The sequence below is a fragment of the Aeromicrobium sp. SORGH_AS_0981 genome, assembly GCF_031453195.1.
In the GTDB taxonomy this organism is placed as follows: Bacteria; Actinomycetota; Actinomycetes; order Propionibacteriales; family Nocardioidaceae; genus Aeromicrobium.
Genome location: NZ_JAVIZD010000001.1, coordinates 2,776,781 through 2,803,635, shown reverse-complemented (window position 1 = coordinate 2,803,635; position 26,855 = coordinate 2,776,781). Strand labels below are relative to the sequence as shown.

The window sequence follows — 26,855 nt, the reverse complement described above, 5'->3', positions numbered from 1 at the left end:
TTCCCGCCCCGACCTGACAAGGTGGACCGATGACGACCTACACCGCAGCCGTCGCCGGCGCGAGCGGCTACGCCGGGGGCGAGGTGCTGAGGCTGCTCGGCGCGCACCCCGACGTGACGATCGGCGCCGTCACCGCGGCGTCCTCCGCGGGCTCGCGCCTGGGCGAGCACCAGCCGCACCTCGTGGACCTCGCCGACCGCGTGATCCAGCCGACCGACGCCTCGACCCTCGCCGGTCACGACGTCGTGTTCCTCGGCCTGCCCCACGGCGAGTCCGGACGCGTCGCCGCCGAGCTCGGCGACGACGTGCTCGTCATCGACTGCGGTGCCGACCACCGGCTCGAGAGCGCCGAGGACTGGACGACGTTCTACGGCAGCGAGCACGCCGGCACCTGGCCCTACGGGCTCCCCGAGCTGTTCGTGGGCGAGGCCCGTCAGCGCGACGCCCTCGCCGGGGTCAAGCGGATCGCAGTCCCGGGCTGCAACGTCACGGCCGTGACGCTCGGCCTGCAGCCGGCGGTCGCGGCCGGCATCGTCGCCGCCGACGACCTCGTCGCCGTGCTCGCCAACGGGTTCTCCGGAGCCGGCAAGGCGCCGAAGACGCACCTGCTCGCGTCCGAGGGCCTCGGTGCCGCCTCGCCGTACGGCGTCGGCGGCGTGCACCGCCACGTGCCCGAGATCATCCAGAACCTCACCAAGGCCGGGGGAGAGGGCGTCACCATCTCCTTCACGCCCACGCTCGTGCCCATGGCCCGGGGCATTCTGGCGACCGCCACCGCACGCCTCGCCGAGGGCGTCGACGCCGCGCGCGTGCGCGCCGTCTACGAGCAGGCGTACGGGGGACCCGGCCAGGGCGAGCCGTTCGTCCACCTGCTGCCCGAGGGTCAGTGGCCGACGACGGCCGCGACGCTCGGCGCCAACACGGCCCAGCTGCAGGTCGCCGTCGACTCGGCCGCGGGACGGCTCGTGGTCACCACGGTGATCGACAACCTGGTCAAGGGCACCGCCGGTGGCGCGATCCAGTCCATGAACCTCGCCCTCGGCCTCCCCGAGACCACGGGCCTGACGACCACGGGAGTGGCGCCATGACGGTCACCGCAGCACAGGGCTTCCGCGCCGCCGGTGTCGCCGCCGGCCTGAAGTCGACCGGCGCGCCCGACGTCGCGCTCGTCGTCAACGACGGTCCGTCGTCGGCGGCGGCCGCGGTCTTCACCAGCAACCGGTGCCGGGCCAACCCCGTCCTCTGGAGCGCCGAGGCGATCAAGACCGGCTCGGCGCGGGCGGTCGTGCTGAACTCCGGCGGCGCCAACTGCTACACGGGCGCCGAGGGCTTCCAGCTGACCCATGCCACCGCCGAGCTCGTGGGCGAGCTGCTCTCGGGCCCCGGCGGGGGTTCCGGGCCGCGGGCGGAAGATGAGCCCGGCGGGGGTTCCGGGCCGCGGGCAAAGAACCAGGTCGGCGCGATCGACGTCCAGGTCTGCTCGACCGGTCTGATCGGTCTGCTGAACGACCGCGACGACCTGCTCGCCGGCGTGCGGGCCGCGCATGCGGAGCTCTCCGACGACGGGGGAGCGGCGGCCGCGGCGGCCATCATGACGACCGACACCGTCCCGAAGCAGTCCGTCGCCGAGGGCACCGACGCCGCCGGTCGGGCGTTCACCGTCGGCGGCATGGCGAAGGGTGCCGGCATGCTGGCGCCGGCCCTGGCCACGATGCTCGTCGTCGTCACCACCGACGCCGACGTCGACGCGGCCACGCTCGACGCCGCGCTGCGTCGGGCGACCCGCGTCACGTTCGACCGGCTCGACTCCGACGGCTGCCAGTCGACCAACGACACGGTGCTGCTCATGGCGAGCGGGGCGTCCGGCGCCACGCCGTCGGTCGACGAGCTCGCCGAGCACCTGACGACGGTCTGCCACGACCTCGCGCTGCAGCTGCTCGCCGACGCCGAGGGCGCCGACCACGAGATCTCGATCGAGGTCCGCGGCGCGGCGAGCGAGGACGACGCGGTCGAGGTCGCCCGCTCGGTGGCACGGAGCAACCTGTTCAAGGCCGCCGTGTTCGGCAAGGACCCGAACTGGGGTCGTGTGCTCGCCTCGGTCGGCACGACGTCGGCGACGTTCGACCCCGCCGACCTCGACGTCGCGCTCAACGGCGTGTGGGTGTGCCGCGACAGCGGTCCTGGGGAGCCCGCGACGAGCGTCTCGCTCGAGGACCGCGCGGTCACCGTGACCATCGACCTGAAGTCGGGGCCGGAGACGGCGACCGTCTGGACGAACGACCTGACCCACGCCTACGTTCACGAGAACTCCGCCTACTCCTCCTGAGGACCCCCGATGACGGACGACGACACCTTCGGCACCCCCGACCCGGGCCACACCCGCGAGCAGTGGGCCGAGCACACCGAGAAGGCAGCGACGCTGGCCGGCGCCCTCCCGTGGCTCAAGCGCTACCACGACAAGATCGTGGTGGTGAAGTACGGCGGCAACGCCATGACCGACGAGTCGCTCAAGCAGGCCTTCGCCGAGGACATCGTCTTCCTGCGCCTGGCGGGCTTCAAGCCGGTCGTGGTGCACGGTGGCGGACCCCAGATCAGCGCGATGCTCGACCGGCTCGGCATCGAGTCGGAGTTCCGTGGCGGGCTGCGGGTCACGACGCCCGAGGCCGTCGACGTCGTTCGCATGGTGCTCACCGGACAGGTGGGCCGTGAGCTGGTCGGCCTGCTGAACCGGCACGGAGCCCTGGCCGTCGGACTGTCGGGCGAGGACGCCGGCCTGTTCACGGCGACCACGACGCGACCCGTCATCGAGGGCGTCGAGACCGACATCGGCCTCGTCGGCGAGGTCACGCAGGTACGCCCCGAGGCCGTCCGGGACCTCATCGACGCCGGCCGCATCCCGGTCGTCTCGACGATCGCGCCCGACGCGTCCGGGCAGGTGCACAACGTGAACGCCGACACGGCGGCGTCGGCGCTGGCCGTGGCCCTCGGCGCGGAGAAGCTGCTGGTGCTGACCGACGTCGAGGGGCTCTACCGCGACTGGCCCGACAGCACCGACGTGATCGGCGAGATCGCCCCTGAGGCGCTGCGCGAGATCCTCCCGACGCTCGCGTCGGGGATGATCCCGAAGATGCAGGCCTGCCTGGAGGCGGTCGAGGGCGGCGTGCGTGGCGCGACCGTCGTGGACGGTCGCGAGCCGCACGCCGTGCTGCTGGAGATCTTCACCGACGAGGGCGTCGGCACGCAGGTGCTGCCCGGCGTCGAGACCCGCATCCGTACCGCGCTGTACGCCACGAGTGCACCGAAGGAGACGTCGTGACCACGTCCGACCAGCCCACCCGCGCCAGCCTGCCCTACGCCGCGCAGGGTCGCCCCGAGAGCGGCGAGCAGTGGACCGAGCGCTACCGCGGCGCGGTCATGAACACCTTCGGCGACCCGCAGCGCGTGCTGGTGCGCGGCGAGGGGAGCACGGTCTGGGACGTCGACGGCAACCACTACCTCGACCTCCTGGCCGGGATCGCGGTCAACGCGCTGGGTCACGCGCACCCGGCCGTCGTGCGGGCGGTCACCGAGCAGCTCGGGACCCTCGGGCACGTGTCGAACTTCTTCACCACCGAGCCGCAGGTCCGGCTGGCCGAGCGGCTCGCCGCCCTGCTCGACGTGGGCGACGTGCCGGTGCGCACCTTCTTCGCGAACTCCGGCACCGAGGCCAACGAGGCGGCGTTCAAGGCGACCCGGCGCACGGGTCGCACGACCGTCGTCGTCGCCGAGGGCAGCTTCCACGGACGCTCGATGGGCGCGCTCGCCCTGACGTCGAAGGCCGCGTACCGCGAGCCGTTCGAGCCGCTGCCCGGCGACGTGCGCTGGGTGCCCTACGGCGACGCCGACGCGCTGGCGGCGGCCGTCGACGACACCGTCGCGGCGGTGCTGCTCGAGCCCATCCAGGGCGAGGCGGGCGTGGTCGTGCCGCCGGACGGGTACCTGGCCCGAGCCCGCGCCATCACCCACGAGCACGGCGCACTGCTCTGGATCGACGAGGTCCAGACCGGGGTCGGTCGCACCGGCGCCTGGTTCGCGTTCCAGGAGTCGGGGATCGTGCCCGACCTCGTGACGCTGGCCAAGGGTCTCGGTGGCGGGTTCCCCATCGGCGCGTGCATCGGTCTCGGCGACGCCGCGACGCTCCTGGGTCCCGGCAACCACGGCACGACCTTCGGCGGCAACCCCGTCGCCTGCGCGGCGGCGCTCGCGGTGCTCGACACGATCGAGGCCGACGACCTGCTCGCGCACGCCACGACCCGCGGCGACCAGCTCGCGTCCGCGCTCGCCGCGCACCCGCGGGTGGCCGAGGTCACCGGGCGCGGCCTCATGCTCGGTGTCGTGCTCACGGAGCCCCGCGCGGCCGACGTGCAGAAGGCCGCGCTCGACGCCGGGCTCGTCCTCAACGCACCCACGCCCGACCGCCTGCGCATCGTCCCTCCGCTCGTGCTCACCGAGGCCGAGGCGGCCCACGCGACCACCACGCTGTCCGCCGTGATCGGGGAGGTGCTCGCATGAGCGCCACCGGGACCGTGCGGCACCTGCTGCGCGACGACGACCTCAGCCCCGCCGAGCAGGCCGAGGTGCTGGACCTCGCGCTGCGGATGAAGGCCGAGCCGTTCGCCTTCCGCCCGCTCGAGGGCCCGCGCTCCGTGGCGGTCGTCTTCGACAAGTCCTCCACCCGCACGCGGGTGTCGTTCTCCGTCGGCGTCGCCCAGCTCGGCGGGCACTGCGTCATCCTCGACGCCGCGACGACCCAGGCCGGCCGCGGCGAGCCGGTGGCCGACACGGCCCGGGTGCTCGGCCGCATGGTCGACGCCGTCGTCTGGCGCACCTACGCACAGGCCGACCTCGAGGAGATGGCGCGGCACGCCGGCGTGCCCGTCGTGAACGCGCTGAGCGACGACTTCCACCCCTGCCAGCTGCTGGCCGACTGGCTGACGGTGCGCGAGCACAAGGGCACGCTGGCCGGCCTGAGCGTCGCCTTCGTGGGCGACGGCGCCAACAACATGGCGCACTCCTACGTCCTCGGGGGCGCGGTCGCGGGGATGCACGTGCGGGTCGGAGCGCCGGAGGGCTACGCCCCGGCCGGCCACGTGGTCGCCGACGCCGAGAAGGTCGCCGCGGGCACCGGTGGGTCCGTGACCGTCACCGACGACCCGGTCGAGGCGGTGCGCGGCGCCGACGTCGTCATCACCGACACCTGGGTCTCGATGGGCCAGGAGGCCGAGAAGGCCGAGCGGATCGCCACCTTCGGCCCGTACGCCGTGACCGGTGCCCTGCTGCAGCACGCCGCGGAGGACGCGATCGTGCTGCACTGCCTGCCCGCCTACCGTGGGCTGGAGATCGCCGAGGACGTGCTCGAGGGACCGCGCAGCGTCGTCTGGGACGAGGCGGAGAACCGCCTGCACGCCCAGAAGGCCCTGCTCGCGTTCCTGCTGGAGCGCTCGTGAGCATCCCCGACACCAAGCGCGCGCGCCAGCGGCTCATCATCGAGCTGCTGGGCCGTACACCGGTCCGCTCGCAGGGCGAGCTGGCGGCGCTGCTGCAGGAGCAGGGCGTCACCGCGACCGCCTCGACGGTCTCGCGCGACCTCGTGGAGCTCGACGCCGTGCGCGTCCGCAACCCCGACGGTGCGCTGGTCTACGCCGTGCCCGGCGAGGGCGGCGACCGCACGCCCCGCGCGGCCCAGGACAGCGCCGCCTCGCAGCAGCGACTGACCCGGCTGCTGCGCGAGCTGCTGGTCTCGGCCGAGTCGTCGGCCAACCTCGTCGTGCTACGCACGCCGCCAGGAGCCGCCCAGTTCCTGGCCTCGGCCATCGACCACACGGGCGCCGTCGAGGTCCTGGGCACCATCGCGGGCGACGACACCGTCATGATGATCTGTCGTGACCCCGAGGGCGGCGCGACCGTCGCCGCCCGTCTGACCGAGCTCGCCGAGCTCCCCACCGACACCCGATCCACCAGCGAGGGACCCGCATGACCGAGCAGAGCCCGTCCGACGCCCCGTCGGGCGCCCAGAACGACGCCCCGGGCGACTCCCGTCTCTGGGGCGGTCGGTTCGCGGGCGGCCCGTCGCCGGAGCTGACGGAGCTGTCGCGCTCGACCCACTTCGACTGGCGCCTCGCGTCCTACGACCTGCAGGGCTCGCGGGCCCACGCCCAGGTGCTGCACGCCGCCGGTCTGCTCACCGACGACGACCTCGGCGCGATGCTCCAGGGCATCGACGTGCTCGACGCCGACGTCGCCTCGGGTGCCTTCACGGCGCAGCCGGGCGACGAGGACGTGCACTCGGCGCTCGAGCGAGGCCTGATGGAACGTCTCGGCCCCGACCTCGGCGGTCGCCTGCGCGCGGGCCGGTCGCGCAACGACCAGGTCGCCACGCTGTTCACGATGTACCTGCGCGAGCACGCCGCACGCATCGGCGAGCTGCTGCGCGCGCTCGTCGGTGCCCTCGCCGACCAGGCGGAGCGTCACCTCGGCGCGCCCATGCCCGGTCGCACGCACCTGCAGCACGCCCAGCCGGTGCTCCTGTCGCACCACCTGCTGGCGCACGCCTGGCCGCTCGTGCGCGACCTCGACCGGCTCGCCGACTGGGACGCGCGCGTCGCCGGAGGCTCGCCGTACGGCTCGGGCGCGCTGGCCGGCTCCTCGCTCGGTCTCGACCCGGAGAAGGTCGCCGCGTCGCTCGGCTTCACGGGCTCGACGCCGAACTCGATCGACGGCACCGCGTCGCGCGACTTCGTGGCCGAGCTGGCGTTCGTGCTCGCCCAGGTCGGGGTCGACGTGTCGCGCCTCGCGGAGGAGATCATCCTCTGGAACACCAAGGAGTTCGACTTCGTCACGCTCGACGACGGCTACTCCACGGGGTCGAGCATCATGCCGCAGAAGAAGAACCCCGACATCGCCGAGCTGGCCCGCGGCAAGGCCGGTCGGCTGATCGGCAACCTCTCCGGGCTGCTGGCCACGTTGAAGGCGCTCCCGCTGGCCTACAACCGCGACCTGCAGGAGGACAAGGAGCCGGTCTTCGACTCCGTCGACACGCTCGAGGTCCTGCTGCCGGCGTTCACCGGCATGGTGCGCACCCTCACCTTCCACACCGAGCGGATGGCCGCACTGGCGCCGCAGGGCTTCGCGCTCGCGACCGACGTGGCCGAGTGGCTCGTGCGCCAGGGCGTGCCCTTCCGCGTGGCGCACGAGGTCTCCGGCGCGTGCGTGCAGGTCTGCGAGCAGCGCGGCATCGAGCTGTGGGACCTCTCCGACGACGACTTCGCGGCCATCTCGCCGCACCTCACGCCCGACGTGCGCAGCGTGCTGTCGGTCGAGGGCTCCATCGCCTCGCGCGACGGTCGCGGCGGCACCGCGCAGGTCCGGGTGGCCGAGCAGCTCGCCGAGGTGCGGGCCCGGGCGGCGTCGTGAGCGGCCCCGTGTTCCGCACGACCCGCTGGCGCACCGGCTACCGGGTCGACGAGGTCGACGACTTCCTCGCGGACGTGCTGCCGCGTCTGACCGACCGTCCCGACCCGGCCCTGGCCGAGCGGATCGTGCAGGCACGGTTCGCGACGGTGCACTTCGGGGCGGGCTACGACATGGGCGACGTCGACACCTACCTCGACGAGCTCGTGAGGCGTGCAGGGGGCCCGCCCACCCCTGGAGCGTGACGGACACCTCGGCACCGGACGGCGGCGTGTTCACGGCTCGTTCACGCGGTCTTGGCATCATGCGCGGGTGCTCGAGAACGTCGACGTCCCTGCCACGTTCCTGCGTTCGGACCGCGCCGCACCCGCGCGCACCCTCGTCGACGTGCTGGAGGCCACGGCCCGGCAGCACGCCGAGGAGCCGGCCCTCGCGTGCGGCGACGTCGTCCTGACCTACGACACCCTCCTCGAGACCGCGTCCGCGCTGGCCGACGAGCTCGGGGCCGTCGGCGTCGGTCGTGGCGCCCGGGTCGGGGTCCGGGTCTCCTCGGGCAGCACCGACCTGCACGTCGCCATCCTCGGCGTCCTGCTCGCGGGGGCCGCCTACGTCCCCATCGACGTCGACGACCCGCAGGAGCGCGCGGCGACCGTGCTGCGCGAGGCGCAGGCCGACGCGGTCGTGACCGACGGCCTGGTCGTGCGACGCCTGCGCGACGACGTGCGCGGCTCGGGCACCGTCGAGCCGCCGACGCTCGACGACGACGCCTGGATCATCTTCACGTCGGGCTCCACCGGGACGCCCAAGGGCGTGGCCGTCACCCATCGCTCCGCAGCGGCGTTCGTCGACGCCGAGGCCGCCCTCTTCTGCCAGGACGCACCTCTCGGCCCCGGTGACCGGGTGATGGCCGGGCTCAGCGTGGCCTTCGACGCGTCCTGCGAGGAGATGTGGCTGGCGTGGCGGCACGGCGCCTGCCTCGTGCCCGCGCCGCGGTCGCTCGTGCGCAGCGGCGCGGACCTCGCGCCGTGGCTCGTCGCCAACGACGTCACGGTCGTCTCGACCGTGCCGACGCTGGTGTCGCTGTGGCCCGCGCAGGCGCTCGACGCGGTGCGGCTGCTGATCCTCGGCGGCGAGGCCTGTCCGCCGGAGATCGGCGACCGGTTCGCCACCGCCGACCGCGAGGTGTGGAACACGTACGGACCCACCGAGGCCACCGTCGTCGCCTGCGGTGCCCAGCTGAGGCCGGGCGAGCCGGTCCGCATCGGCCTCCCGCTCGAGGGCTGGGACCTCGCGGTGGTCGACGACGACGAGCGCCCCGTCGGGCCGGGGGAGACCGGCCAGCTGGTGATCGGCGGGGTCGGGCTCGCCCGCTACCTGGACGCCGAGAAGGACGCCGCGACCTATGCCCCGATGCCGTCGCTCGGCTGGGACCGCGCCTACCGCAGCGGTGACCGGGTCGTGCTCGACGAGGCGGGTCTGGTGTTCGCCGGGCGTGCCGACGACCAGGTGAAGATCGGGGGTCGACGGATCGAGCTCGGCGAGGTCGACAGCGCGCTGCTCGCCCTGCCCGGCGTCGAGGCGGCAGCCGCGGCCGTGCGTCGGTCCGAGGCGGGCAACAGCGTCCTGGTCGGCTACGTCGTGACCGACGGGACGCTCGACACGAGGAGCGCCCGCGCGACGCTGCGCGAGCGTCTGCCCGCGGCGGCGGTGCCGCGCATCGCCGTCGTCGAGACCATCCCGGTCCGCACGTCGGGCAAGGTCGACCGCGACGCGCTGCCCTGGCCGCTCGAGACCGGCACGGAGGTGTCGCTGGACGGCACCGCCGCGCTGGTCGCCGACGCGTGGGCGCGCATCCTGGGCTCGGCCGTCGGCGGCCCGGGTGACGACTTCTTCGAGGCCGGCGGCTCGAGCCTCACCGCCGCGCAGCTCGTGGCCCGGCTCCGGGAGACCCACCCCGAGGTGACGGTCGCCGACGTCTACGAGGCGCCCACGGTCGGTGGGCTCGCGGCCCGCCTCGACACGCTCACCACCCCGGCCGTCGTCGACGTCCGCGAGGTGCGGCCGGTGCCCCGCAGCTCGGGCCTCGTCCAGCTGCTCCTGCTCGTCCCGCTGCGGGCGGTCGGCGGCCTGGTCTGGGTGGCCTGGACGATGCTCGCGGTCCAGGCGCTGGCCGGCGTCACGGACTGGTCGTGGCTCCCGGCACCGGGATGGACGGCGACCGCGGTGGCGGCGGTGCTGCTCCTCCCGCCCGTCCGGGCTGCCGCGGCCGCGGGTGGCGTACGGCTGCTCCTGCGCCGGCTCACGCCCGGCACCTACCCGCGCGGTGGGTCGACCCACCTGCGGCTGTGGACGGCCGAGCGCCTGGTCGAGGAGCTGCGCGTGGGCACGCTCGCCAGCGTCGGGGTGCTGACCGTCTTCGCGCGGATGCTCGGCGCGAAGGTGGGCCCAGGGGTCGACCTCCACGCGCTGCCCTCGCTCACCGGCATGCTGACCCTCGGACGGGGGTCCACGGTCGAGCCCGAGGCGGACCTCTCGGGCTGGTGGGTCGACGGCGACCGTCTGGTCGTGGGACCCGTCCGGGTCCGGGCCGAGGCCCGCGTCGGCGTCCGCAGCACCCTCGGCCCGGGAGTCGTGGTCGGCCGTCGAGCCGAGGTCGGCGCCGGCTCGACGCTGCTGGGCGACGTGGCCGACGACAGCTTCGCCGCCGGCGCCCCCGCGGCTCGCGTCGGTGAGGCCCGCGGGCCGGCCGAGCTCGAGCCGGCACCGCGCCGTCGTGGCTGGCCCACGGTCTACGCGGTGACGGGCGTCGTGCTGTCGGCGCTCCCGGCGCTCGCGGTGGGGCTCGTGTCCGCAGCGTCGGTCGGCGTGGCACTCGCGGCGGGTGTCGACCCCGAGTCACCCGCCGACCTCGCGCTGCTGCTGCTCGCGCTCCTGCCCGTCCTCGTGGTCGGGTCGCTGCTGCTGCTGGCCGGTCTGGTGTGGGCGGTGGTCCGCGGAGCCTCCACCGGTGTGGCGGCCGGGGTGCACCCCGTGCACGGCCGCGCGGCATGGTCGGCCTGGACGGTGCTGCGCGTCCTCGACAGCGCCCGCGAGTGGCTGTTCCCGCTGTACTCCAGCAGCCTCACGCCGGCGTGGCTCCGCGCGCTCGGCGCCGACGTCGGGGCCGACGTGGAGGCGTCGACCGTGCTCCTGCTGCCGAGCCTCACGTCGGTCGGCGACGGCGCCTTCCTCGCCGACGACACGATGCTCGGCATGTACGAGCTCGGCGGTGGGTGGCTGCGGGTCGAGCGCGTGAAGGTCGGCCGTCGGGCATTCGTCGGCAACTCGGGCATGGCAGCGCCCGGCCGCAAGGTGCCGGCCCGCGGGCTGGTCGCGGTGCTGTCGGCGGCACCTCGCCGCGCGAAGGCGACCAAGGGGTCGTCGTGGCTGGGGAGCCCGCCCACCAGGCTGCGACGCGCCGCCGGCGAGGTCGACGAGGCCCGCACCTACGAGCCGGGACGACGACTCAGGGTCGCGCGCGCCGCGCTCGAGGCCTGCCGCGTGCTCGCGGTGGGCGTCGCCGCCCTCCTCGTCCTCGGCGTCGCCGGCAGCGTCGTCACGGTCGCCGAACGTGCGGGGTGGTGGGTGGCGGCGCTCGTCGCCGGCCCGGTCCTGCTCGCCGCCGGGGTCCTGGGGGCGCTCGTCGCGACCGCGGCCAAGTGGGTCCTCGTGGGTCGGGTCGGGGCCGAGGAGCACCCGCTCTGGAGCAGCTTCGTGTGGCGCAACGAGCTCGCCGACACCTTCGTCGAGGTGGTCGCCGCCCCCTGGTTCTGCCGCTGGGCGCTGGGCACGCCGCTCCTGCCGCTGTGGCTGCGCAGCCTCGGGGCACGCGTGGGGCGGGGCGTCTGGTGCGAGACCTACTGGTGGCCCGAGCCCGACCTCGTGACGGTCGGCGACGGCGCCACCGTCAACCGGGGGTGCGTGGTGCAGACGCACCTCTTCCATGATCGGATACTCAGCATGGACGAGGTCAGGCTGGACGCGGGGGCGACGCTCGGCCCGCACGGCGTCGTGCTGCCCGCCGCACGCATCGGTCGGCACGCGCGGGTCGGCCCCGGCTCGCTCGTGATGCGCGGCGAGCACGTGCCCGACGGGACCAGCTGGGTCGGCAACCCCATCGGGCCGTGGACCGACGCGACGGCGCCCGCGTGAGCCGCACCGCGTCCGTCGACGAGCGCTACGTGCCGCACCACGGCGACCCGTCGTACGCCGTCACCCGCTACGACCTCGTCGTCGACTACGTCCCCGAGTCCAACCGGCTCACGGGCACCGCGACGCTCGGCGTGCGTGCGCTCGAGCCGCTGCGGAAGGTCCGGCTGGACCTGAACGACCTGCGCGTGCAGAAGCTCCTCGTCGACGGCGCGCGCGCGAAGTACCGGCAGCAGCGGGCGTCGGTGAGCGTCGAGCTGGGCCGGGAGCTGGCCGAGGGCGAGGAGGCCGAGATCATGGTCGCCTACGGCGGCCGGCCGCACCCGATGCGCGGACCCGACGGCGACGCAGGGTGGGAGGAGCTCGAGGAGGGCGCGATCGTCGCCTCGCAGCCGCACGGCGCACCGTCGTGGTTCCCCTGCAACGACCTGCCGTCGGCGAAGGCACCGTTCCGGCTCGAGCTCTCGGTGCCGCAGGCGTTCACCGTGATCGGCAACGGCCTGCCCGGCGAGCGTCGACGCACCGCAGGACGGGTCGTGCAGGTCTTCGACCAGCCCGAGCCGATGGCCACGTACCTCGCGACCGTGCACGTGGGCGACTTCGTCGAGGAGCAGCAGGCGACGTCGCCAGTGCCGGTCGGCTTCGTCGCACCCGGTGGTCTGCGGGAGCAGGCGCAGGACGCCCTGGCCGACCAGCCCGCCATGGTCGCCTTCTTCGACCGCGTCTTCGGCCCGTACCCGTTCCAGCGGTACCTCGCCGTCGTGACGCCCGACGACCTCGAGATCCCGCTCGAGGCGCAGGGGCTCTCGATCTTCGGGCCGAACCTGCTCCACGACGGGTGGGACGCCCAGCGGTTGATCGCCCACGAGCTGGCGCACCAGTGGTTCGGCAACAGCGTGACGCTGCGGCACTGGAACGACATCTGGCTGCACGAGGGCTTCGCCTGCTACGCCGAGTGGCTGTGGTCGGAGGAGTCGGGGCGGGAGAGCGCCGACGAGCGCGCGCGCCACCACCACGCCAAGCTGCAGGCGAAGGACCAGGACCTCCTGCTCGCCGACCCCGGACCCGACCTCATGTTCGACGACCGGGTGTACAAGCGGGGCGCCCTCACGCTGCACGCGCTGCGCCGCCGGGTCGGCGACGACGCCTTCTTCACGGTGCTGCGGACCTGGACGGACCGGTTCCGTCACGCCAACGCGGACACGGCCGACCTGGAGCGCGTCGTCGCGGACGTCGCGGGGGAGCAGACCGACCTCTTCGACCAGTGGGTGAGGGCCACCGCGGTGCCGGACCTGCCGTGACGACCGACGACGACGTCGCGGCACGGGCCGTGGCGCTGCTCGGTCGGGAGCTGCGCGGGCACGGCGTGACCGTGCGGATCACCGAGGTCGAGGCGTACGGCGGGATCCTCGACCCGGCCTCGCACGCCTCCACGCGGACGCCGCGCTCGGAGATCATGTACGGGCCGCCCTGGCGGCTCTACGTGTACCGCTCCTACGGGATCCACTGGTGCGCCAACGTCGTGACCGGCCCGACCGAGCAGGCGGCGGCCGTGCTGGTGCGGGCCGGACGCGTCGTCGACGGGCTCGAGCTCGCCCGCGAGCGTCGCGGCGACGTCGCCGACACCCGCCTCGCCCGGGGTCCGGGCAACCTCGCGCAGGCCCTCGGCATCACCGTGACCGACCTCGGCACCGACCTGCTCGACCCCACCGGCGTCCACCTCGGGCCCGCACCGACCGACGAGCCCGACGTCGCCAGCGGCCCCCGGGTCGGCGTCGCCCAGGCCGCCGACGTCCCCTGGCGGTTCTGGATCGCCGGCGACCCCACCGTCTCGGCCTACCGGCGGTCGCCACGCGCTCCGCGGGGGTAGGGGTCTTCGGCTGCTGGTGCGCTGCCTCGGGAGGTCGCGGCTTGCTGGAGCGCTGCCGCAGGGGGTCTCGTCGTGGTGGTGCGCTGCCTCGGGAGGTCGCGGCTTGCTGGTGCGCTGCCGTAGGGGGTCTCGTCGTGGTGGTGCGCTGCCGTAGGGGGTCTCGTCGCGCTGGTGCGCTGCCTCGGCCTGCGCTGGGGGTGGTCTCCGAAAGGGCCTCGACCGGCGGCTTGCATCAGTGCTGGTCTCGGGTCGCGGGCTGCGGGTTGGTGCTCGGGGTGGACGCAGGATGCTGCGTTCGTGCGCCGAGGGTGCAACGGTTCTGCGTCTCCTGCGGGATCCCGTCGAGAACGCAGAAGCGTTCGGGCTCGTGCACGCGAAGGAAGAATCGTGGCCGCGGTTTGCCTCGGGGAGTCGCACGATTCTCCCTTCTCGTGGACCGGTCCACGAGAAGGGAGAATCCTTCCGCGCTCGCCCCCGCCAGCGGTGGATCCACCACCGAACACAGGCTCAGAAGGTGGAGGATCCACCGCCCGCACGCGAAAACTCCGAGTCTTGCCCCCTGAACACGCAAACGAAGAATCGTGCGCCGAGGGCGGATCCAGGCCAGACCCCCAGACCCCAACCCACCCCCAGAGCCGCTGCCGGTCGAGGCCCTCTCGGAGGCCAGACCCAGCGTGAGCCGAGGCAGCGCACCAGCACGGTCACGACCCCCGCGCGACCACGCCGAACGCACTCCCGATCCATCGTGCACGATGTAGCATCGGAGGATGAGCACTCCCACGGTGTCCGACCTGCTCTGCTTCGACCTGTACTCGACGTCGCGCCAGATGACGGCGGCGTACCGGCCGCTGCTGGACGAGCACGACCTGACGTACCCGCAGTACCTGGTGCTGCTGGCGCTGTGGGAGCAGGACGGGCAGAGCGTGAAGGAGCTCGCGGCGCGGCTGCGGCTCGACTACGGCACCCTGTCGCCGCTGGTGAAGCGGCTGGAGGCGCACGGGCGGGTCACGCGGGCGCGGAACCCGCAGGACGAGCGCTCGACGCTCGTCACCCTGACGCCGGCCGGTGCCGCGCTGCGACCTCTGGCCGACCGGCTCTACGAGCACGCGGCCGACGTCCTCGAGATGGACGAGGCCGACCTGGCCACCCTGCGCCGCCTCATCGGCACGGTCCGCGACCGGCTGGCCGCCGCGCCCGTCGACTGACCGAGCCCGACCTCCGGCGCCCGCCCCACCCGCCCCGACCCGCACTGCCGCCGTCGCGACCGGCACGGCAGGATGGACGCGTGAGCGACCTCGCCGCCGACCCGTCCGTCCTGTCCGACGCCGACCTCGCGGTGCGCCTGGTCACCGAGGCCGTGGCGCTGGCCGCCCGCATGCGCGAGGGATCCGACCTCGACGTGCGCAGCAAGACGTCGGTCTCCGACGTCGTCACCGCCGCCGACCATGCCGCGGAGGCGCTCGTCGTCGACACGTTGCGACGTCTGCGTCCCGAGGACGGCCTGCTGGGCGAGGAGGGGACTGACGAGCCGGGCTCCTCGGGCCGCCGCTGGGTGATCGACCCGGTCGACGGCACCTACAACTTCGCGAGCGGCTCCGACTACTGGTGCTCCGCCGTGGCCCTGCTCGACGGCGACGCGCTCGTGCTGGGCGCGGTGGCCCACGCCCGCGACGGCGTGCTGGTGGGCGGGCCCGACCTGCCAACGACGTGGAACGGTGTCGCCGTGGAGCCCGTGCGCGACGTCGACGTGACCACCGTGGGTGCCGCCACCTACCTGCACCCCGGGAACGTCTCCGACGCGCACGTGCGCGAGCCGTTCCTGCGGGCCGCCGCACTGCCGGCGACGCTGCGCATGCACGGGTCGGGCTCGATGGACCTCGTGGGCGTCGTCACCGGACGGCTCGGCGCCTGGTTCCAGCACAGCACCCCGGCCTGGGACTGGCTGCCCGGCGCGGCGCTCGTGCGCGGCGCAGGAGGCGCCGCCGAGCAGGTCGACGTCGCCGGGCTGCGCTGGTCGCTCGCCGGTGGTCCGCAGGCCGTCGCCGCGCTGCGCGAGGCGCTCGAGGACGACGCGTGAGCGGCGCCCTCGGCGCGGTCGCCGTGTTCTGCGGCTCCAGCCACGGTACGAGCCCGGCGTACGCGGCGGCGGCCGAGCACGTCGGACGGACGCTCGCCGAGCGGGGCACCACCGTCGTCTACGGCGGCGGACGCGTCGGGCTCATGGGGACCGTGGCCGACGCCGCGCTCGCCGCAGGCGGCACCGTGGTGGGCGTGATCCCGCGGTCGCTGCACGACCGCGAGCTCGCGCACACCGGCTGCACCGAGCTGCACGTCGTCGACACCATGCACGAGCGGAAGGCGCTCATGGCCGACCTCGCCGACGCGTTCCTCGCCCTCCCGGGCGGTGCCGGCACCCTCGAGGAGGTCGCCGAGCAGTGGACCTGGGCGCAGCTCACCATCCACGCGAAGCGGTCCGGGTTCCTCGACGTGGAGGGCTTCTGGTCACCGATGCGGGCCATGCTCGACCGGATGGTCGCGGACGGGTTCGTACGCGAGGAGCAGCAGCACATCGTCACCATCGACCCCGACCTCGACACGCTCCTCGACGTGCTCGCGTCGGCGCCGACGTGGACCGACAAGTGGGGCGGCACGCTGCCGTCGCCGACCCCGTGAGCCGACCGTGACCGCGCGTCCGGTCATCGAGGTCGTCGCGGCGCTCGCCACACGAGCGGACGGTCGCACGCTCCTCGTGCGCAAGCGCGGGACCGTCCTCTTCATGAACCCGGGCGGGAAGCCCGAGGCGGGGGAGTCCCACGTCGAGGCCTTGGTCCGCGAGCTGGCCGAGGAGCTCGGTCTGGTCGTCGACCCGGCCCGGCTCGAACCACTCGGCACCATCCGCACGGTGGCCGCGAACGAGGCGGGACACGACCTCGTCGCGCACTGCTTCGCCCTGCGGCTCGACGACCCGGCCCACCGGGTGGCGGCGGAGATCGAGGAGGCCCGCTGGGTCGACCCGCACACCCCCGACGTCGCCCTGGCACCGCTCGCGGCCGAGCACCTGCTGCCGCTGCTCACCGGCCGCTGACCACGGCTCAGCGACCGCGGAAGCGATCCATCTCGCGACGCTCGCGCTTGGTCGGCCGTCCGGCACCGCGGTCACGACGGGGCATGGCGAGTCGTTCCTCCCGCGGCGGGGGCGGTGGTGTGTGGTCGGTGTAGCACTCGACCGCCACGGACGCGCCCACCCGCTTGGACAGCACCCGCCGCACCTCGACGACTCGGGGACCTCCGGGCGTGGTCGCCTCGACACGGTCGCCGACGTGCACCGGCTGCGAGGGCTTGGCGCGGCGGCCGTTCACGTGCACCTGCCCGCCCTTGCACGCGGCGCTCGCCGCGGAGCGCGACGCGAACAGGCGCACCGACCACACCCACACGTCGGCGCGCACGCTGCTCGGTTCCACCCGTCCACCCTAGGCGCGCCCGGCCTAGGCTGGACGTCATGACGCGACCGGACGACGTGGAGACCATCACGATCACGAGCGACATGATCCGGCTGGGTCAGCTCCTCAAGTTCGCGGACGTCGCCGAGTCGGGCGCCCAGGCCGGTGCGCTCGTCACCTCGGGCGACGTGCAGGTCGACGGCGAGGTCGAGACCCGTCGCGGCCGCCAGCTCGGCGACGGTGCCGTCGTCACGGTGGCCCTGCCCGGCGGTGCGCGCGTGCTGCGCGTCGTCACCGGTGACGACGTCGACGTTCCCTGGTGACCCGGGTGGTGCAGGTGGTCCCCGACCGGGACCGCCCGCGCGCGGCGACGGTGCGGGTCGACGGCACCGAGCAGTCGCACGTCGACCTCGACGACCCGACCCACCTCGAGTTCGACTACGTGCGCCGCATGGCCGACGTCGTCGACACGGCCTGGGCGCCGGGTGTCCAGGTCCGCACGCTGCACGTCGGCGGGGCGGGCATGACGCTGGCGCGCTACGTGGCCGCCACGCGCCCGCGCTCCCGCCAGCTCGTGCTCGAGCCCGACGCCGAGCTGACGGCGCTCGTCCGGGCGGAGCTGCCGCTGCCCGAGCGGAGCGGCATCCGCGTGCGCGCCGAGGACGGACGCACCGGCGTCGCGAGCCTGCGGGACGCCGCCTACGACCTCGTCGTGGTCGACGCGTTCGCGGGGGCGCGCGTCCCGGCCGACCTCGTGACGTGCGAGTGGTACGCCGACGTCGCCCGCGTGGCCGGACCGCAGGGGCTGGTCCTCCTGAACCTCGCCGACCGGGCACCGTTCCCGTTCGTCCGGGACGCGCTGCGAGCCGTCGAGACCGCCCTGCCGCACGTCGTCGTCAGCGCGGAGCCGGCGACGCTCAAGGGTCGGCGCCACGGCAACGTGCTCGTCGTCGCCTCCCGCGCGCCGGTCGACCCCGCCCCACTGGCCCGACGCGCCGCGGGGTCGATGTTCCCCTACCGCGTGCTCGACGCCGCCCAGGTGCGCGACCGGCTGGCCGGGGGGACTGCCTTCACGGACGCGCGGACCGAGGCGTCACCCGCCCCGCCCGGTGGTGCCACCTTCTTCGGCTGAGCCTCAGGCGAGTCGGTCGCGCCAGCCGGCCGGGTCGGACACCTGGAAGGCGGCAGCGTCGGCCAGGCCGTCCCGCGACCACGTGACGACCAGCAGGTCGGCACCCGTCGACCGGCCCATGAAGGTCCGCGAGAGGGTCGCCGACGTGATCGCCTCCCGGGGCACCTCGACGTCGCGACCGGCGACCAGAGGGACGAACGCGAGGTGCTCGCGGCCCAGGAGCAGCGAGCCGATGCCCCGCACCTGGGTCTGCCGGTCTGAGGCGACCGCGAAGAGCCCGGCCTGCTCGACCACCTCGGGTGCGTAGCCGGCCACCCGACGTCGATGAGCACGTCGCACCAGCGCGAGCCGGACGAGACCCGCCACGACGAGCAGCAGCACCAGCCCCGCGACGAGGGCGAGCAGGGCGAGCAGCGTGCCCACCGCCTCAGACCTTCAGCGCACGCTCGAGCGCGTCGACCGCCTGGTCGATCTCGTCCCGCGTGATGACGAGCGGCGGGGCGATGCGCAGCGTCCGCTCGTGGGTCTCCTTGCACAGCACACCCTCGTCGCGCAGCGCCATCGACACCTCGCGCCCCGTGCGACCCAGCGGGTCGAGGTCGACGCCGGCCCACAGGCCCCGTCCGCGCACCGCGGCGACGCCCTGCCCGAGGAGAGCCTCGAGCCGGTCGTGCAGGTGCCGGCCCAGGTCGGCCGACCGCTCCTGGAACTCGCCGGTGGCCAGCAGGCCGACGACCGCGCGCCCGACCGCGCACGCGACCGGGTACCCGCCGAACGTCGAGCCGTGGGACCCCGGCCGGAGGACCCCGAGGACGTCGGCCCGTCCGACGACGGCCGAGACCGGGATGATGCCGCCGCCGAGCGCCTTGCCGAGGGTGTACAGGTCGGCGCGCACGCCCTCGTGGTCGAGGGCGAACAGGCGGCCGGTGCGGGCGAGGCCGGACTGGATCTCGTCGGCGATCAGCAGCACGTCGTTCTCGGTGCAGGCGTCCCGCACGTCGGCCCAGAAGCCGGCGGGCGGCACGACCACGCCGGCCTCGCCCTGGATGGGCTCCATCAGGACGGCAGCCGTGTTCGGGCCGATGGCGTCGCGCACGGCCTGCGCGTCGCCGTAGGGGACGGTGACGAAGCCCGGCGTGAAGGGCCCGTAGTTGTCGTGGGCGACGGGGTCGTCGGAGAAGGAGACGATGGTGGTCGTGCGGCCGTGGAAGTTGTGCGTGGCCACGATGATCTCGGCCGCGTCGAACGCGACGCCCTTGACCTCGTAGGCCCACTTGCGGGCGACCTTGATGGCGGACTCGACGGCCTCGGCACCGGTGTTCATCGTCAGCACCATCTCGGTGCCGGTGAGCTCGGCCAGCTCCGCGCAGAAGGCGCCGAACTGGTCGTTGTGGAAGGCGCGCGAGGTCAGGGTGAGCCGGTCGATCTGCTCGTGCGCGGCGCGGACCAGGTCGGGGTGGCGGTGCCCGAAGTTGAGCGCGGAGTACCCGGAGAGGAAGTCGAGGTAGCGCCGACCGTCGACGTCGGTGACCCACGCCCCCTCCGCCTCGGAGATCACCACGGGGAGCGGGTGGTAGTTGTGGGCACCCCACTGCTCGTCGAGCGCGATGATGCCGGCGGTCTGCTGCATGTCGGACATGGCTCCCACCGTAACGGCCGCCGCCAGGTCCGTGGTCCGTCCCGACTACCCTCGTGGGGTGACGACGCGCAGCGGGACGGCGGCACGCGGGCTGGGCCCGCGGCTCGTCCGGCCTGTCCTCGTGGGCGTGGCGGTGGCGGCCTGCGCGACGTCCGCCCACGTCCTGGCCGGCGGCGAGGTGCCCCTCGCGGCCGTCGTGCTCGTGGCCGGCGGCTCGGCGCTGGTGACCCGGCTGGTCGGCGCGCGGAGGCTCACGTCGGCGCAGCTGCTGGGACTGCTGGTGCTCGGCCAGGTCGCCGCGCACCTGCTCGCCACGCCGTCGGGGTCCCACGACACGAGGATGCTCGGGGCGCACGCGCTCGCGACGCTGGTGAGCCTGCTCGCGCTGCGTCACGCCGAGGACCTGTGGTGGCGCGCCGCCGACACCGTGCTCGGGCTCGTGCGCGTGCCCGGCCTCGTGGTGCCGCCACGTCGCAGGACACGCGTCGTGCTGGGCGTGCTGGTGCACGACGGGAGCGACGCGGGCTCCCGGCCCTCGGGCCGGGCTCCGCCGCTGACGGCGTGAGCCCGTCCACCAGTCCCTCGCACCCGAAGGTCCCGTCATGCCCTCCACCCGTCCGACCCGTCTCGCCGCCGCTGCGGCCCTCACCCTCGCCACGGTCGCCGTCGCCGCCCCCGCCGTCGCCCACGTCGGCGTCTCCTCACCCGACGCCGCACGCGACGGCTACGGGAAGATCGTCTTCCGCGTGCCCACCGAGTCCGACACGGCCGACACGACGAAGCTCGTCGTGACGCTGCCCGCGGACGCCCCCTTCCTGCACCTCACCGCCCAGACCAAGCCCGGCTGGACGGTCACGACGCGCGAGGGCCGTCTGCCGGAGCCCGTCGAGGTCGACGGCACCGAGATCACCCGCGCCGTCCGGACGGTCACCTGGACCGCCGAGGGTGACGGCATCCCGCCGGGCGAGTTCGACGAGTTCGCGCTCTCGGGCGGTCCCTTCCCCGACGCCGACAGCATCCGGTTCGAGGCCGAGCAGACCTACTCCGACGGCGAGGTCGTCGACTGGGACCAGGTCCAGCAGGGGGACACCGAGCCCGACAAGCCCGCCCCGACGCTCGACCTGCTGCCCGCCGGCGAGGGCGGCCACGCGCACGGCGGCTCCGCGACGGGCGACGCTGCCGTGGCCTCGGCGGACACCGACGACTCCGGCAGCGACGTCGTGGGCCGCGTCCTCGGCGGAGCGGCCCTCGTGGTCGCGCTGGCGGCGCTCCTGGGTGTCCTGAGGCAGGATCGACGCCGTGCGTAGAGCCCTGGTACTCCTGCTGCTCCTGCCCGTCGTCCTGGGGCCGGCCCTGACCGCCGGTCCGGCGTCGGCGCACGCCGCCCTCGTCGGGACCGACCCCGGCGACGATGCCGTCGTCGAGGACGTGCCGGCCGCGGTCACGCTCGAGTTCAACGAGCCGGTGACCCGCTCGGAGGTCGTGCTCACCGCGCCCGACGGGAGCCGCGTGCCGCTCGCCGTGACGGCCCGGGACCGCGAGGTCACCGGACGGCTGCGCGACGGCACCGCCGACGGACAGCGGGGCACCTACACGATCGCGTACCGCGTCGTCTCGGCCGACGGCCACCCGATCGCGGGGGAGTCGACGTTCCGCACCACGGCCGGTCGCGCCGTCGAGCAGGCTCCCCGTCAGGACGAAACGTCGGAGTCGTTCATCCACCGCCACGCAGAGCACCTGTGGTGGGCCGTCGGCGGTGGCCTCGTGGCCGTCGCCCTGATCGTCTGGCCGCTCCTGCGCCGCCGGACCGAGGAGCACGCGTGAGCGTCCTGCGCACCACCGTCGCCAGCTTCCTGGTCGCGTCCGCGGCCTGCGTGGCTGCGCTCAGCCTGGGCGGGGGAGCACCCCAGCAGGTCCCCGCGGGGCTCCCGGACCCCGGTCCGCTCGTGGGCTGGTCGCTCCCGCTCGCATCGGTCGTCTCCGACGGTCTGCTCGTGGTGCTCGTGGGCCTGCTCCTCGCGGTCGTCGCGCTGCTGCCGACGTCCGCCGACGACGTGCAGGGCCTGTCGGTCGACGCGGTCCGTGGCGCCGCACGCGTCGCGGCGGCGTGGTCGCTGCTCAGCATCGTGCTCTACGTCCTCACCGTCGCCGACGTGTTCGCCCGGCCGATCGGCTCGCTGACGTTCCCGCTGCTCTCCGAGCTCGCGACCACCGCCACGGGCGGGGTCGTGCTGCTGCAGGTCGTCGTCGGTGCGCTGGCGTGGGCGGTGCTCCGGTGGACCATCGCCGTCCGACGCCTCGCGGTCGTGCTCGGCGTCGTGCTCGCCTCCCTCGTCCCAGTCGCCTTCGCCGGCCACTCCGCCTCGTCGGGCTCGCACGACCTCGCCGCGCTGAGCCTGCTGCTGCACCTCGTGGGCGTCTGCCTGTGGGTCGGCGGGCTCGTCGCCCTCACCTGGGTGGCCTGGCGCGGCAGCAAGCGGCTCGCCCCCGCCCTGCGCCGCTACTCGGTGCTCGCGCTCTGGGCGTTCGTGGTGGTCGGGGTCTCGGGCACCGTCAACGCCGCCGTGCGGCTGCGCAGCGTCACCGACGTCGTCGGCACCGGGTACGGACAGCTCGTCCTCGCCAAGGTCGTCGCGCTCGTCGCGCTCGGCTGGTTCGGCTGGGTCCAGCGCCGCCGGCTCGCCGACCGCGACGCCGGTTTCCTGCCGGTGGCGACGTCGGAGGTGCTCCTCATGTCCGCGACGATCGGCCTGGCGGTCGCGCTGTCGCGCACGCCCACCCCGGTGGGGGACATCCTCACCACCCCCGCGCAGGAGCTGCTCGGCGGGCCCGTACCGCCCGCGCCCGACGTCCTGCGCATGGCCCTCGGCTTCACGCCCAACGGGCTGGGGCTCACGATCGTCGTGCTCGGCGCCGCGCTCTACGTCCGCGGGCTCCTCGTGCTGCGCCGCCGCGGCGACGCCTGGCCCGTGGGCCGGACCGTCGCCTGGTTCGTCGGCCTCCTCGTGGTGGCGTGGTCCACGATCGGCGGGCTCGGGGTCTACTCGCACGTGCTGTTCAGCGCGCACATGGTCTCGCACATGCTGCTGTCGATGGTCGCACCGATCTTCCTCGTGCTCGGCGCACCCGTGACCCTCGCGCTGCGCACCCTGCCCGGGCCGCGCCAGCCGGGCGACGTGTCGCCGCGGACCCTGCTGACGTCGTTCCTCGCGTCCCGCTTCCTGCACGTCCTGACGCACCCGGTCGTGCCGCCGGTGCTGTTCGTCGGCAGCCTCTACGCGCTGTACTTCACGCCCCTGTTCGGGTTCCTGATGCGCGAGCACTGGGGCCACACCGCGATGGAGCTGCACTTCCTGCTGGTCGGGTCGCTGTTCTACTACGTCATCATCGGCGTCGACCCGTCGCCGCGGCGGCTCCCGCCGCTGGCCCGGTTCGGGATCATGCTCGTCACGCTGCCGTTCCACGCGTTCTTCTCGATCGCGATCATGTCGTCGGCGCGTGTCCTGGCGGAGCCGTACTGGGCCACGATCGACCGGCCGTACCGGACCGACCTGCTCGCCGACCAGTACCTCGGGGGCAGCATCTCCTGGGCCCTCGGCGAGGTGCCCCTCGTGCTCGTCATGATCGCGCTGCTCTTCCAGTGGTTCCGCTCCGACCAGCGTGAGGCGCGCCGGATCGACCGCGCCGCGGACCGCGACGGCGACGCCGCCCTCGCCGCCTACAACGCCCGGCTCAAGGACCTCGCCGAGCACGGCAAGCGCCGCGACCCCGACGCCTGAGCCCCGACGCCGGACGCACGAGGGCCCCGCACCGACCTCGGTGCGGGGCCCTCGTGCGTGGCGGGCTGCCGGGTCTCAGAAGAGGACCTGGCCGCCGCTCGTGGCCGCGGTGAACCGCTCCTGGGCGTCGGCCCAGTTCGCGATGTTCCAGAACGCCTTCACGTAGTCGCCCTTGACGTTGAGGTAGTCGAGGTAGAACGCGTGCTCCCACATGTCGAGCTGGGAGATCGGGATCAGCGTCGCCGGGATGTTGGACTGCTGGTCGTACAGCTGGACGATGACCAGCTTCTGACCCAGCGTGTCCCAGGCGGTGATCGCCCAGCCGGAGCCCTGGATCCCGAGCGCCGTCGCCTCGAACTGCGCGCGGTAGGCGTCGAAGGAGCCGAAGTTGTCCTCGATCGCCGCGGCCAGCTCGCCGGTCGGCTTGTCGCCACCGTCCGGGGACAGGTTCTTCCAGAAGATGGAGTGGTTGATGTGGCCGCCGAGGTTGAACGCGAGGTTCTTCTCGAGCAGGTTGATCGTGTCGTACGAACCGTCGGCGCGGGACGCCTCGAGCTTCTCGAGGGCCGTGTTCAGGCCGTTGACGTAGTTCTGGTGGTGCTTGCTGTGGTGCAGCTCCATGATCTTGCCGGAGATGTGCGGATCCAGCGCACCGTAGTCGTAGGGCAGGTCGGGCAGGGTGTAGTCGGCCACGCGTCCTCCTAGGTCGGGGCACTCGCGGTGCCCGCGGATGTCGTTACGGATCGTGCTCCCTCAGTCTGTCAGTCGCTCACGCCCACGCAAGACCGGCCCGCGATGCGGACGGCCCCGGCAGTCACCCGCCCCGCCGACGATGCCCTAGGCTGAGCGCGCGATGAAGGAGCTGCGAGAGGGTCGACGTGGGTGAGGACAGGCTCGTCACGATCCCCAACCTGCTCAGCGTGGTCCGGATCGTGCTGCTGCCGGTGTTCCTGTGGCTCGTCCTCGGGCCCGAGGAGGACGTGCTGGCGCTCCTCGTGCTCGTCGTCTCCGGCGTCACCGACTACCTCGACGGCAAGCTGGCCCGCCGGCTGAACCAGACGTCGAAGATCGGCGCGATCCTCGACCCCGTCGCCGACCGGCTGTACATCCTCGCCGTCGTCGTCGGCCTGGCGTTGCGCGACATCATCCCGTGGTGGCTCGCGGTCCTGCTCCCGCTGCGCGACGTGTTCCTGTTCAGCCTCGTGCCGTTCCTGCGCACCCGTGGGTACAGCTCGCTGCCGGTGCACTTCCTCGGCAAGGCCGCCACCGCGGGGCTGCTCTACGCCTTCCCGCTGCTGCTGCTCGGTGACGGGTCGGGCACGGTCGCCGACCTCGCCGAGGTCTTCGGCTGGGCCTTCGCGATCTGGGGCGTCGGTCTCTACTGGTGGGGCGGTGTCCTCTACGCCTTCCAGGTGCGACGCCTCCTCGCCACGACCGAGCCCCTCGCTCGCTGAGGTCGGCCGTGGCTGTCGTCCGTCCTGCGGAGAGCCTGCTGGAGCAGGTCGCGGAGAACGCGCTCGACGACGACTACTACGTCGTGAGGGCGGGGGAGCGGTACGGCCAGCGCGCCGTCGCGACCCCGGCCGTGGGCGTCGTGGTCGCGGTGCTCGCGGCGATGCTCACGGTCACCGCGGTCCAGACCCAGACCGATCGACCGGGCTCGGAGCTGGAGCGACGCACGCTCGTCGCCGACGTCGCCGACCGTCGCGACGTCCTGGCCGCGCGGCAGGAGGCCGTCGGCGCGCTGCGCCAGCAGGTCGCCTCGCTGAGGGGTGGCTCGACCGCGGAGACCTCGACCGACGTCGCCGCCGACACCGTCCTGGCCGGAGCCCGGTCCCTGCGCGGGACGGCGCTGGTCGTCACGATGGCGGGCAGCCCCGACGGTTCACGCGCGGGCCGCGTCACCGCCCAGGACGTCGTCGCGGTGGTCAACGGGCTCTGGTACGCGGGGGCCGAGGCCGTGTCGGTCGGTGGTCAGCGGCTCGCCGAGACCTCGGCGATCTCCTCCCTCGACGGCGCGATCACGGTGAACTTCCGCCGCATCGAGGTGCCGGTGCGGATCGTGGCCCTCGGTGACGGTGCGGTGCTGCGGTCCCGCCTGCAGTCCAACCTCGCGGGTCGCTACCTCCAGGAGCGTGCCGAGGACGCCGGCATCTCCGTGGGCATGGCACCATCGGACGACGAGGTGGTGCCGTCGGCGCCCGAGCAACGGACCACGCTGCGCCGCGCGGAGCCTCTCCCGGCAGCGGACGGTCCACGAGGGGAGGGCAGACCGTGATCCCGGTGATCGGACTCGTCGTCGGCGTCGGCCTCGGCCTCTTCCTCCAGCCCGACGTCCCGCTCTGGCTGCAGCCGTACCTGCCGATCGCGATCGTCGCCGCGCTCGACGCCGTCGTCGGGGCGTTGCGAGCGCTCGGCGAACGTCGCTTCGACGACCGCGTGTTCGTCGTCTCGTTCATCTCCAACGTGACCATCGCCGGGTTCATGGTCTTCCTCGGCGACCAGCTCGGCGTCGGGTCGCAGCTGTCGACCGGTGTGGTCGTCGTCCTCGGCATCCGCATCTTCGCCAACGCCGCCGCCATCCGCCGCAGGATCTTCCATGCCTGACACGGAACGGCCGCACCGGGCGGCGCCGCACCGGCGCGCCGGATCGCAGGTGCTCGTCGCGCTGCTCGTCGGCGGGCTGGCGTTCGCCATGACCGTGCAGGTCCGCCAGGACGACGCGACCGACTACGGCTCGCTGCGCGGCGTCGAGCTGGTCGAGCTGCTGAAGTCCGTCGACGTCGCCAACGAGCGGCTCGCCGGACAGATCGACGAGCTCACCGCGACCCGCGACCGGCTGCGCGCCTCCCGCGGCGACGCCGCCGAGGCCGAGGACGTCGCCCGCCAGCGCGCCGAGGAGCTCGCCGTGCTCGCCGGCTCGGTCGGCGCGACGGGGCCCGGCGTGCGGCTCACCGTCTCCGACCCCGACGGACTCGTCGACGCCGGTCTGGTGCTCGACGTCCTGCAGGAGCTCCGGGAGGCGGGAGCGGAGGCGATCGTCGTCAACGACACCGCACGGGTCGTCGCGCAGACGTACGTGCTCGACGACGAGCAGGGTCTGCGCATCGGCGGACGTCAGGTCAGCAGCCCCTACGTGTTCGACGTGATCGGCGACCCCACCACGCTGGAGGAGTCGATCACGTTCCGCGGCGGCGTGCGCGACCTCCTGCAGGCCCGCGGCGCGCAGGCCGCGGTCGCCCGCCGCTCGACGATCACCATCACGGCCCTGGCTGACGTGCGCACCCCCGAGTACGCTCGTCCCGACGTCGGCGCGCCCTGAGCGGCCGACCACCACCGACCCAGCACCACCACCCAC

29 protein-coding genes are annotated in these 26,855 nt (G+C 73.9%); 25 read left to right on the top strand and 4 right to left on the bottom strand.

The window, feature by feature from the left end:
- The first annotated feature begins 29 nt into the window (after positions 1-29).
- From argC to QE370_RS13990, 15 genes are all read left to right on the top strand, one after another.
- Complete coding sequence (gene argC / locus QE370_RS14060) at positions 30-1,088, top strand: N-acetyl-gamma-glutamyl-phosphate reductase (protein ID WP_309634714.1); 1,059 nt, start codon at positions 30-32, stop codon at positions 1,086-1,088.
- Positions 1,085-2,326 (top strand): bifunctional glutamate N-acetyltransferase/amino-acid acetyltransferase ArgJ, encoded by a 1,242-nt coding sequence (gene argJ / locus QE370_RS14055; protein WP_309634713.1) that lies wholly within the window; start codon positions 1,085-1,087, stop codon positions 2,324-2,326. Before argC ends, argJ begins: the two co-directional genes overlap by 4 nt.
- Positions 2,327-2,335: 9 nt before the next feature.
- Positions 2,336-3,316: an acetylglutamate kinase gene (gene argB / locus QE370_RS14050; RefSeq protein WP_309634712.1), complete on the top strand. Its 981-nt coding sequence runs from the start codon at positions 2,336-2,338 to the stop codon at positions 3,314-3,316.
- Positions 3,317-3,345: 29 nt separating this feature from the next.
- Positions 3,346-4,551 (top strand): acetylornithine transaminase, encoded by a 1,206-nt coding sequence (locus QE370_RS14045; protein ID WP_309635268.1) that lies wholly within the window; start codon positions 3,346-3,348, stop codon positions 4,549-4,551.
- On the top strand, positions 4,548-5,486 hold the full coding sequence (gene argF / locus QE370_RS14040) for an ornithine carbamoyltransferase (protein ID WP_309634711.1): 939 nt from the start codon (positions 4,548-4,550) through the stop codon (positions 5,484-5,486). Before QE370_RS14045 ends, argF begins: the two co-directional genes overlap by 4 nt.
- A 2-nt stretch (positions 5,487-5,488) precedes the next feature.
- A complete protein-coding gene (locus QE370_RS14035) occupies positions 5,489-6,016 on the top strand; it encodes an arginine repressor (RefSeq protein WP_309635267.1) in 528 nt (175 codons plus the stop codon).
- Positions 6,013-7,452, top strand: a complete 1,440-nt coding sequence (argH, locus tag QE370_RS14030; RefSeq protein ID WP_309634710.1) for an argininosuccinate lyase — start codon at positions 6,013-6,015, stop codon at positions 7,450-7,452. The genes QE370_RS14035 and argH overlap by 4 nt, the downstream gene beginning before the upstream one ends.
- The gene (locus QE370_RS14025) at positions 7,449-7,694 is read left to right on the top strand and encodes a DivIVA domain-containing protein (RefSeq protein ID WP_309634709.1); all 246 of its coding nucleotides are present in this window, start codon (positions 7,449-7,451) and stop codon (positions 7,692-7,694) included. Before argH ends, QE370_RS14025 begins: the two co-directional genes overlap by 4 nt.
- A gap of 67 nt (positions 7,695-7,761) precedes the next feature.
- Entirely contained in the window at positions 7,762-11,640 is a 3,879-nt protein-coding gene (locus QE370_RS14020) for a Pls/PosA family non-ribosomal peptide synthetase (RefSeq protein ID WP_309634708.1), read from the top strand.
- The gene (locus tag QE370_RS14015; protein WP_309634707.1) at positions 11,613-12,938 is read left to right on the top strand and encodes a M1 family metallopeptidase; all 1,326 of its coding nucleotides are present in this window, start codon (positions 11,613-11,615) and stop codon (positions 12,936-12,938) included. Before QE370_RS14020 ends, QE370_RS14015 begins: the two co-directional genes overlap by 28 nt.
- Positions 12,935-13,507, top strand: coding sequence for a DNA-3-methyladenine glycosylase (locus QE370_RS14010; RefSeq protein WP_309634706.1), 573 nt, complete (start codon positions 12,935-12,937; stop codon positions 13,505-13,507). The genes QE370_RS14015 and QE370_RS14010 overlap by 4 nt, the downstream gene beginning before the upstream one ends.
- 767 nt (positions 13,508-14,274) lie before the next feature.
- A complete protein-coding gene (locus tag QE370_RS14005) occupies positions 14,275-14,712 on the top strand; it encodes a MarR family winged helix-turn-helix transcriptional regulator (protein WP_253027269.1) in 438 nt (145 codons plus the stop codon).
- Positions 14,713-14,792: 80 nt separating this feature from the next.
- On the top strand, positions 14,793-15,584 hold the full coding sequence (locus tag QE370_RS14000) for an inositol monophosphatase (protein ID WP_309634705.1): 792 nt from the start codon (positions 14,793-14,795) through the stop codon (positions 15,582-15,584).
- Positions 15,581-16,180, top strand: coding sequence for a TIGR00730 family Rossman fold protein (locus QE370_RS13995; protein ID WP_309634704.1), 600 nt, complete (start codon positions 15,581-15,583; stop codon positions 16,178-16,180). Before QE370_RS14000 ends, QE370_RS13995 begins: the two co-directional genes overlap by 4 nt.
- Before the next feature lie 7 nt (positions 16,181-16,187).
- Positions 16,188-16,592: an NUDIX domain-containing protein gene (locus tag QE370_RS13990; protein WP_253027358.1), complete on the top strand. Its 405-nt coding sequence runs from the start codon at positions 16,188-16,190 to the stop codon at positions 16,590-16,592.
- 7 nt (positions 16,593-16,599) lie between these two features.
- Here the strand turns inward: QE370_RS13990 and QE370_RS13985 are convergent, their stop codons facing one another.
- Positions 16,600-16,968: an RNA-binding S4 domain-containing protein gene (locus QE370_RS13985; RefSeq protein ID WP_253027357.1), complete on the bottom strand. Its 369-nt coding sequence runs from the start codon at positions 16,966-16,968 to the stop codon at positions 16,600-16,602.
- Between the two features lie 38 nt (positions 16,969-17,006).
- On the opposite strand from QE370_RS13985, the gene QE370_RS13980 reads away from it, so the two are divergent.
- Positions 17,007-17,270 carry an RNA-binding S4 domain-containing protein gene (locus QE370_RS13980; protein WP_256475813.1) on the top strand — a complete coding sequence of 88 codons (264 nt, stop codon included), beginning with the start codon at positions 17,007-17,009 and terminating at the stop codon, positions 17,268-17,270.
- Positions 17,271-17,275: 5 nt separating this feature from the next.
- Positions 17,276-18,079 (top strand): fused MFS/spermidine synthase, encoded by an 804-nt coding sequence (locus QE370_RS13975; RefSeq protein WP_309635266.1) that lies wholly within the window; start codon positions 17,276-17,278, stop codon positions 18,077-18,079.
- Between the two features lie 3 nt (positions 18,080-18,082).
- On the opposite strand, the gene QE370_RS13970 is transcribed toward QE370_RS13975, so the two are convergent.
- Both QE370_RS13970 and rocD read right to left on the bottom strand, forming a co-directional pair.
- Positions 18,083-18,502, bottom strand: a complete 420-nt coding sequence (locus QE370_RS13970) for a hypothetical protein (protein WP_309634703.1) — start codon at positions 18,500-18,502, stop codon at positions 18,083-18,085.
- 4 nt (positions 18,503-18,506) lie between these two features.
- Positions 18,507-19,718 (bottom strand): ornithine--oxo-acid transaminase, encoded by a 1,212-nt coding sequence (gene rocD, locus QE370_RS13965; RefSeq protein WP_253027385.1) that lies wholly within the window; start codon positions 19,716-19,718, stop codon positions 18,507-18,509.
- A gap of 58 nt (positions 19,719-19,776) precedes the next feature.
- Here rocD and QE370_RS13960 point away from each other — a divergent pair, with 58 nt between their 5' ends.
- From QE370_RS13960 to QE370_RS13945, 4 genes are read left to right on the top strand one after another with little or no spacing between them, the layout of a single operon-like run.
- Positions 19,777-20,283 (top strand): hypothetical protein, encoded by a 507-nt coding sequence (locus tag QE370_RS13960; RefSeq protein ID WP_309634702.1) that lies wholly within the window; start codon positions 19,777-19,779, stop codon positions 20,281-20,283.
- A gap of 37 nt (positions 20,284-20,320) precedes the next feature.
- Positions 20,321-21,025: a YcnI family protein gene (locus QE370_RS13955; RefSeq protein WP_309634701.1), complete on the top strand. Its 705-nt coding sequence runs from the start codon at positions 20,321-20,323 to the stop codon at positions 21,023-21,025.
- Positions 21,018-21,542 carry a copper resistance protein CopC gene (locus QE370_RS13950; RefSeq protein WP_309634700.1) on the top strand — a complete coding sequence of 175 codons (525 nt, stop codon included), beginning with the start codon at positions 21,018-21,020 and terminating at the stop codon, positions 21,540-21,542. The genes QE370_RS13955 and QE370_RS13950 overlap by 8 nt, the downstream gene beginning before the upstream one ends.
- On the top strand, positions 21,539-23,497 hold the full coding sequence (locus QE370_RS13945) for a cytochrome c oxidase assembly protein (RefSeq protein ID WP_309634699.1): 1,959 nt from the start codon (positions 21,539-21,541) through the stop codon (positions 23,495-23,497). Before QE370_RS13950 ends, QE370_RS13945 begins: the two co-directional genes overlap by 4 nt.
- A gap of 75 nt (positions 23,498-23,572) precedes the next feature.
- Here the strand turns inward: QE370_RS13945 and QE370_RS13940 are convergent, their stop codons facing one another.
- Complete coding sequence (locus tag QE370_RS13940; RefSeq protein ID WP_067857277.1) at positions 23,573-24,190, bottom strand: superoxide dismutase; 618 nt, start codon at positions 24,188-24,190, stop codon at positions 23,573-23,575.
- A 185-nt stretch (positions 24,191-24,375) separates the two neighbouring features.
- On the opposite strand from QE370_RS13940, the gene QE370_RS13935 reads away from it, so the two are divergent.
- Genes QE370_RS13935 through QE370_RS13920 form a run of 4 tightly spaced genes read left to right on the top strand, consistent with a single transcriptional unit; the run spans position 24,376 to position 26,819 of the window.
- The gene (locus QE370_RS13935; protein WP_067857280.1) at positions 24,376-24,951 is read left to right on the top strand and encodes a CDP-alcohol phosphatidyltransferase family protein; all 576 of its coding nucleotides are present in this window, start codon (positions 24,376-24,378) and stop codon (positions 24,949-24,951) included.
- Positions 24,952-24,959: 8 nt separating this feature from the next.
- Positions 24,960-25,775: a DUF881 domain-containing protein gene (locus tag QE370_RS13930; protein WP_253024979.1), complete on the top strand. Its 816-nt coding sequence runs from the start codon at positions 24,960-24,962 to the stop codon at positions 25,773-25,775.
- Positions 25,772-26,104, top strand: coding sequence for a small basic family protein (locus tag QE370_RS13925; protein WP_067857287.1), 333 nt, complete (start codon positions 25,772-25,774; stop codon positions 26,102-26,104). The genes QE370_RS13930 and QE370_RS13925 overlap by 4 nt, the downstream gene beginning before the upstream one ends.
- Positions 26,097-26,819 carry a DUF881 domain-containing protein gene (locus QE370_RS13920; protein ID WP_253024977.1) on the top strand — a complete coding sequence of 241 codons (723 nt, stop codon included), beginning with the start codon at positions 26,097-26,099 and terminating at the stop codon, positions 26,817-26,819. The genes QE370_RS13925 and QE370_RS13920 overlap by 8 nt, the downstream gene beginning before the upstream one ends.
- Positions 26,820-26,855: the final 36 nt, after the last annotated feature.

What these genes read in the sequence shown, in the direction of transcription:
- argC (WP_309634714.1), top strand. Translation starts at nt 30, where the DNA reads ATGACGACCTACACCGCAGCCGTCGCCGGCGCGAGCGGCTACGCCGGG.
- argJ (WP_309634713.1), top strand. Translation starts at nt 1,085, where the DNA reads ATGACGGTCACCGCAGCACAGGGCTTCCGCGCCGCCGGTGTCGCCGCC.
- argB (WP_309634712.1), top strand. Translation starts at nt 2,336, where the DNA reads ATGACGGACGACGACACCTTCGGCACCCCCGACCCGGGCCACACCCGC.
- argF (WP_309634711.1), top strand. Translation starts at nt 4,548, where the DNA reads ATGAGCGCCACCGGGACCGTGCGGCACCTGCTGCGCGACGACGACCTC.
- argH (WP_309634710.1), top strand. Translation starts at nt 6,013, where the DNA reads ATGACCGAGCAGAGCCCGTCCGACGCCCCGTCGGGCGCCCAGAACGAC.
- QE370_RS14005 (WP_253027269.1), top strand. Translation starts at nt 14,275, where the DNA reads ATGAGCACTCCCACGGTGTCCGACCTGCTCTGCTTCGACCTGTACTCG.
- QE370_RS13980 (WP_256475813.1), top strand. Translation starts at nt 17,007, where the DNA reads ATGACGCGACCGGACGACGTGGAGACCATCACGATCACGAGCGACATG.
- rocD (WP_253027385.1), bottom strand. Translation starts at nt 19,718, where the DNA reads ATGTCCGACATGCAGCAGACCGCCGGCATCATCGCGCTCGACGAGCAG.
- QE370_RS13955 (WP_309634701.1), top strand. Translation starts at nt 20,321, where the DNA reads ATGCCCTCCACCCGTCCGACCCGTCTCGCCGCCGCTGCGGCCCTCACC.
- QE370_RS13920 (WP_253024977.1), top strand. Translation starts at nt 26,097, where the DNA reads ATGCCTGACACGGAACGGCCGCACCGGGCGGCGCCGCACCGGCGCGCC.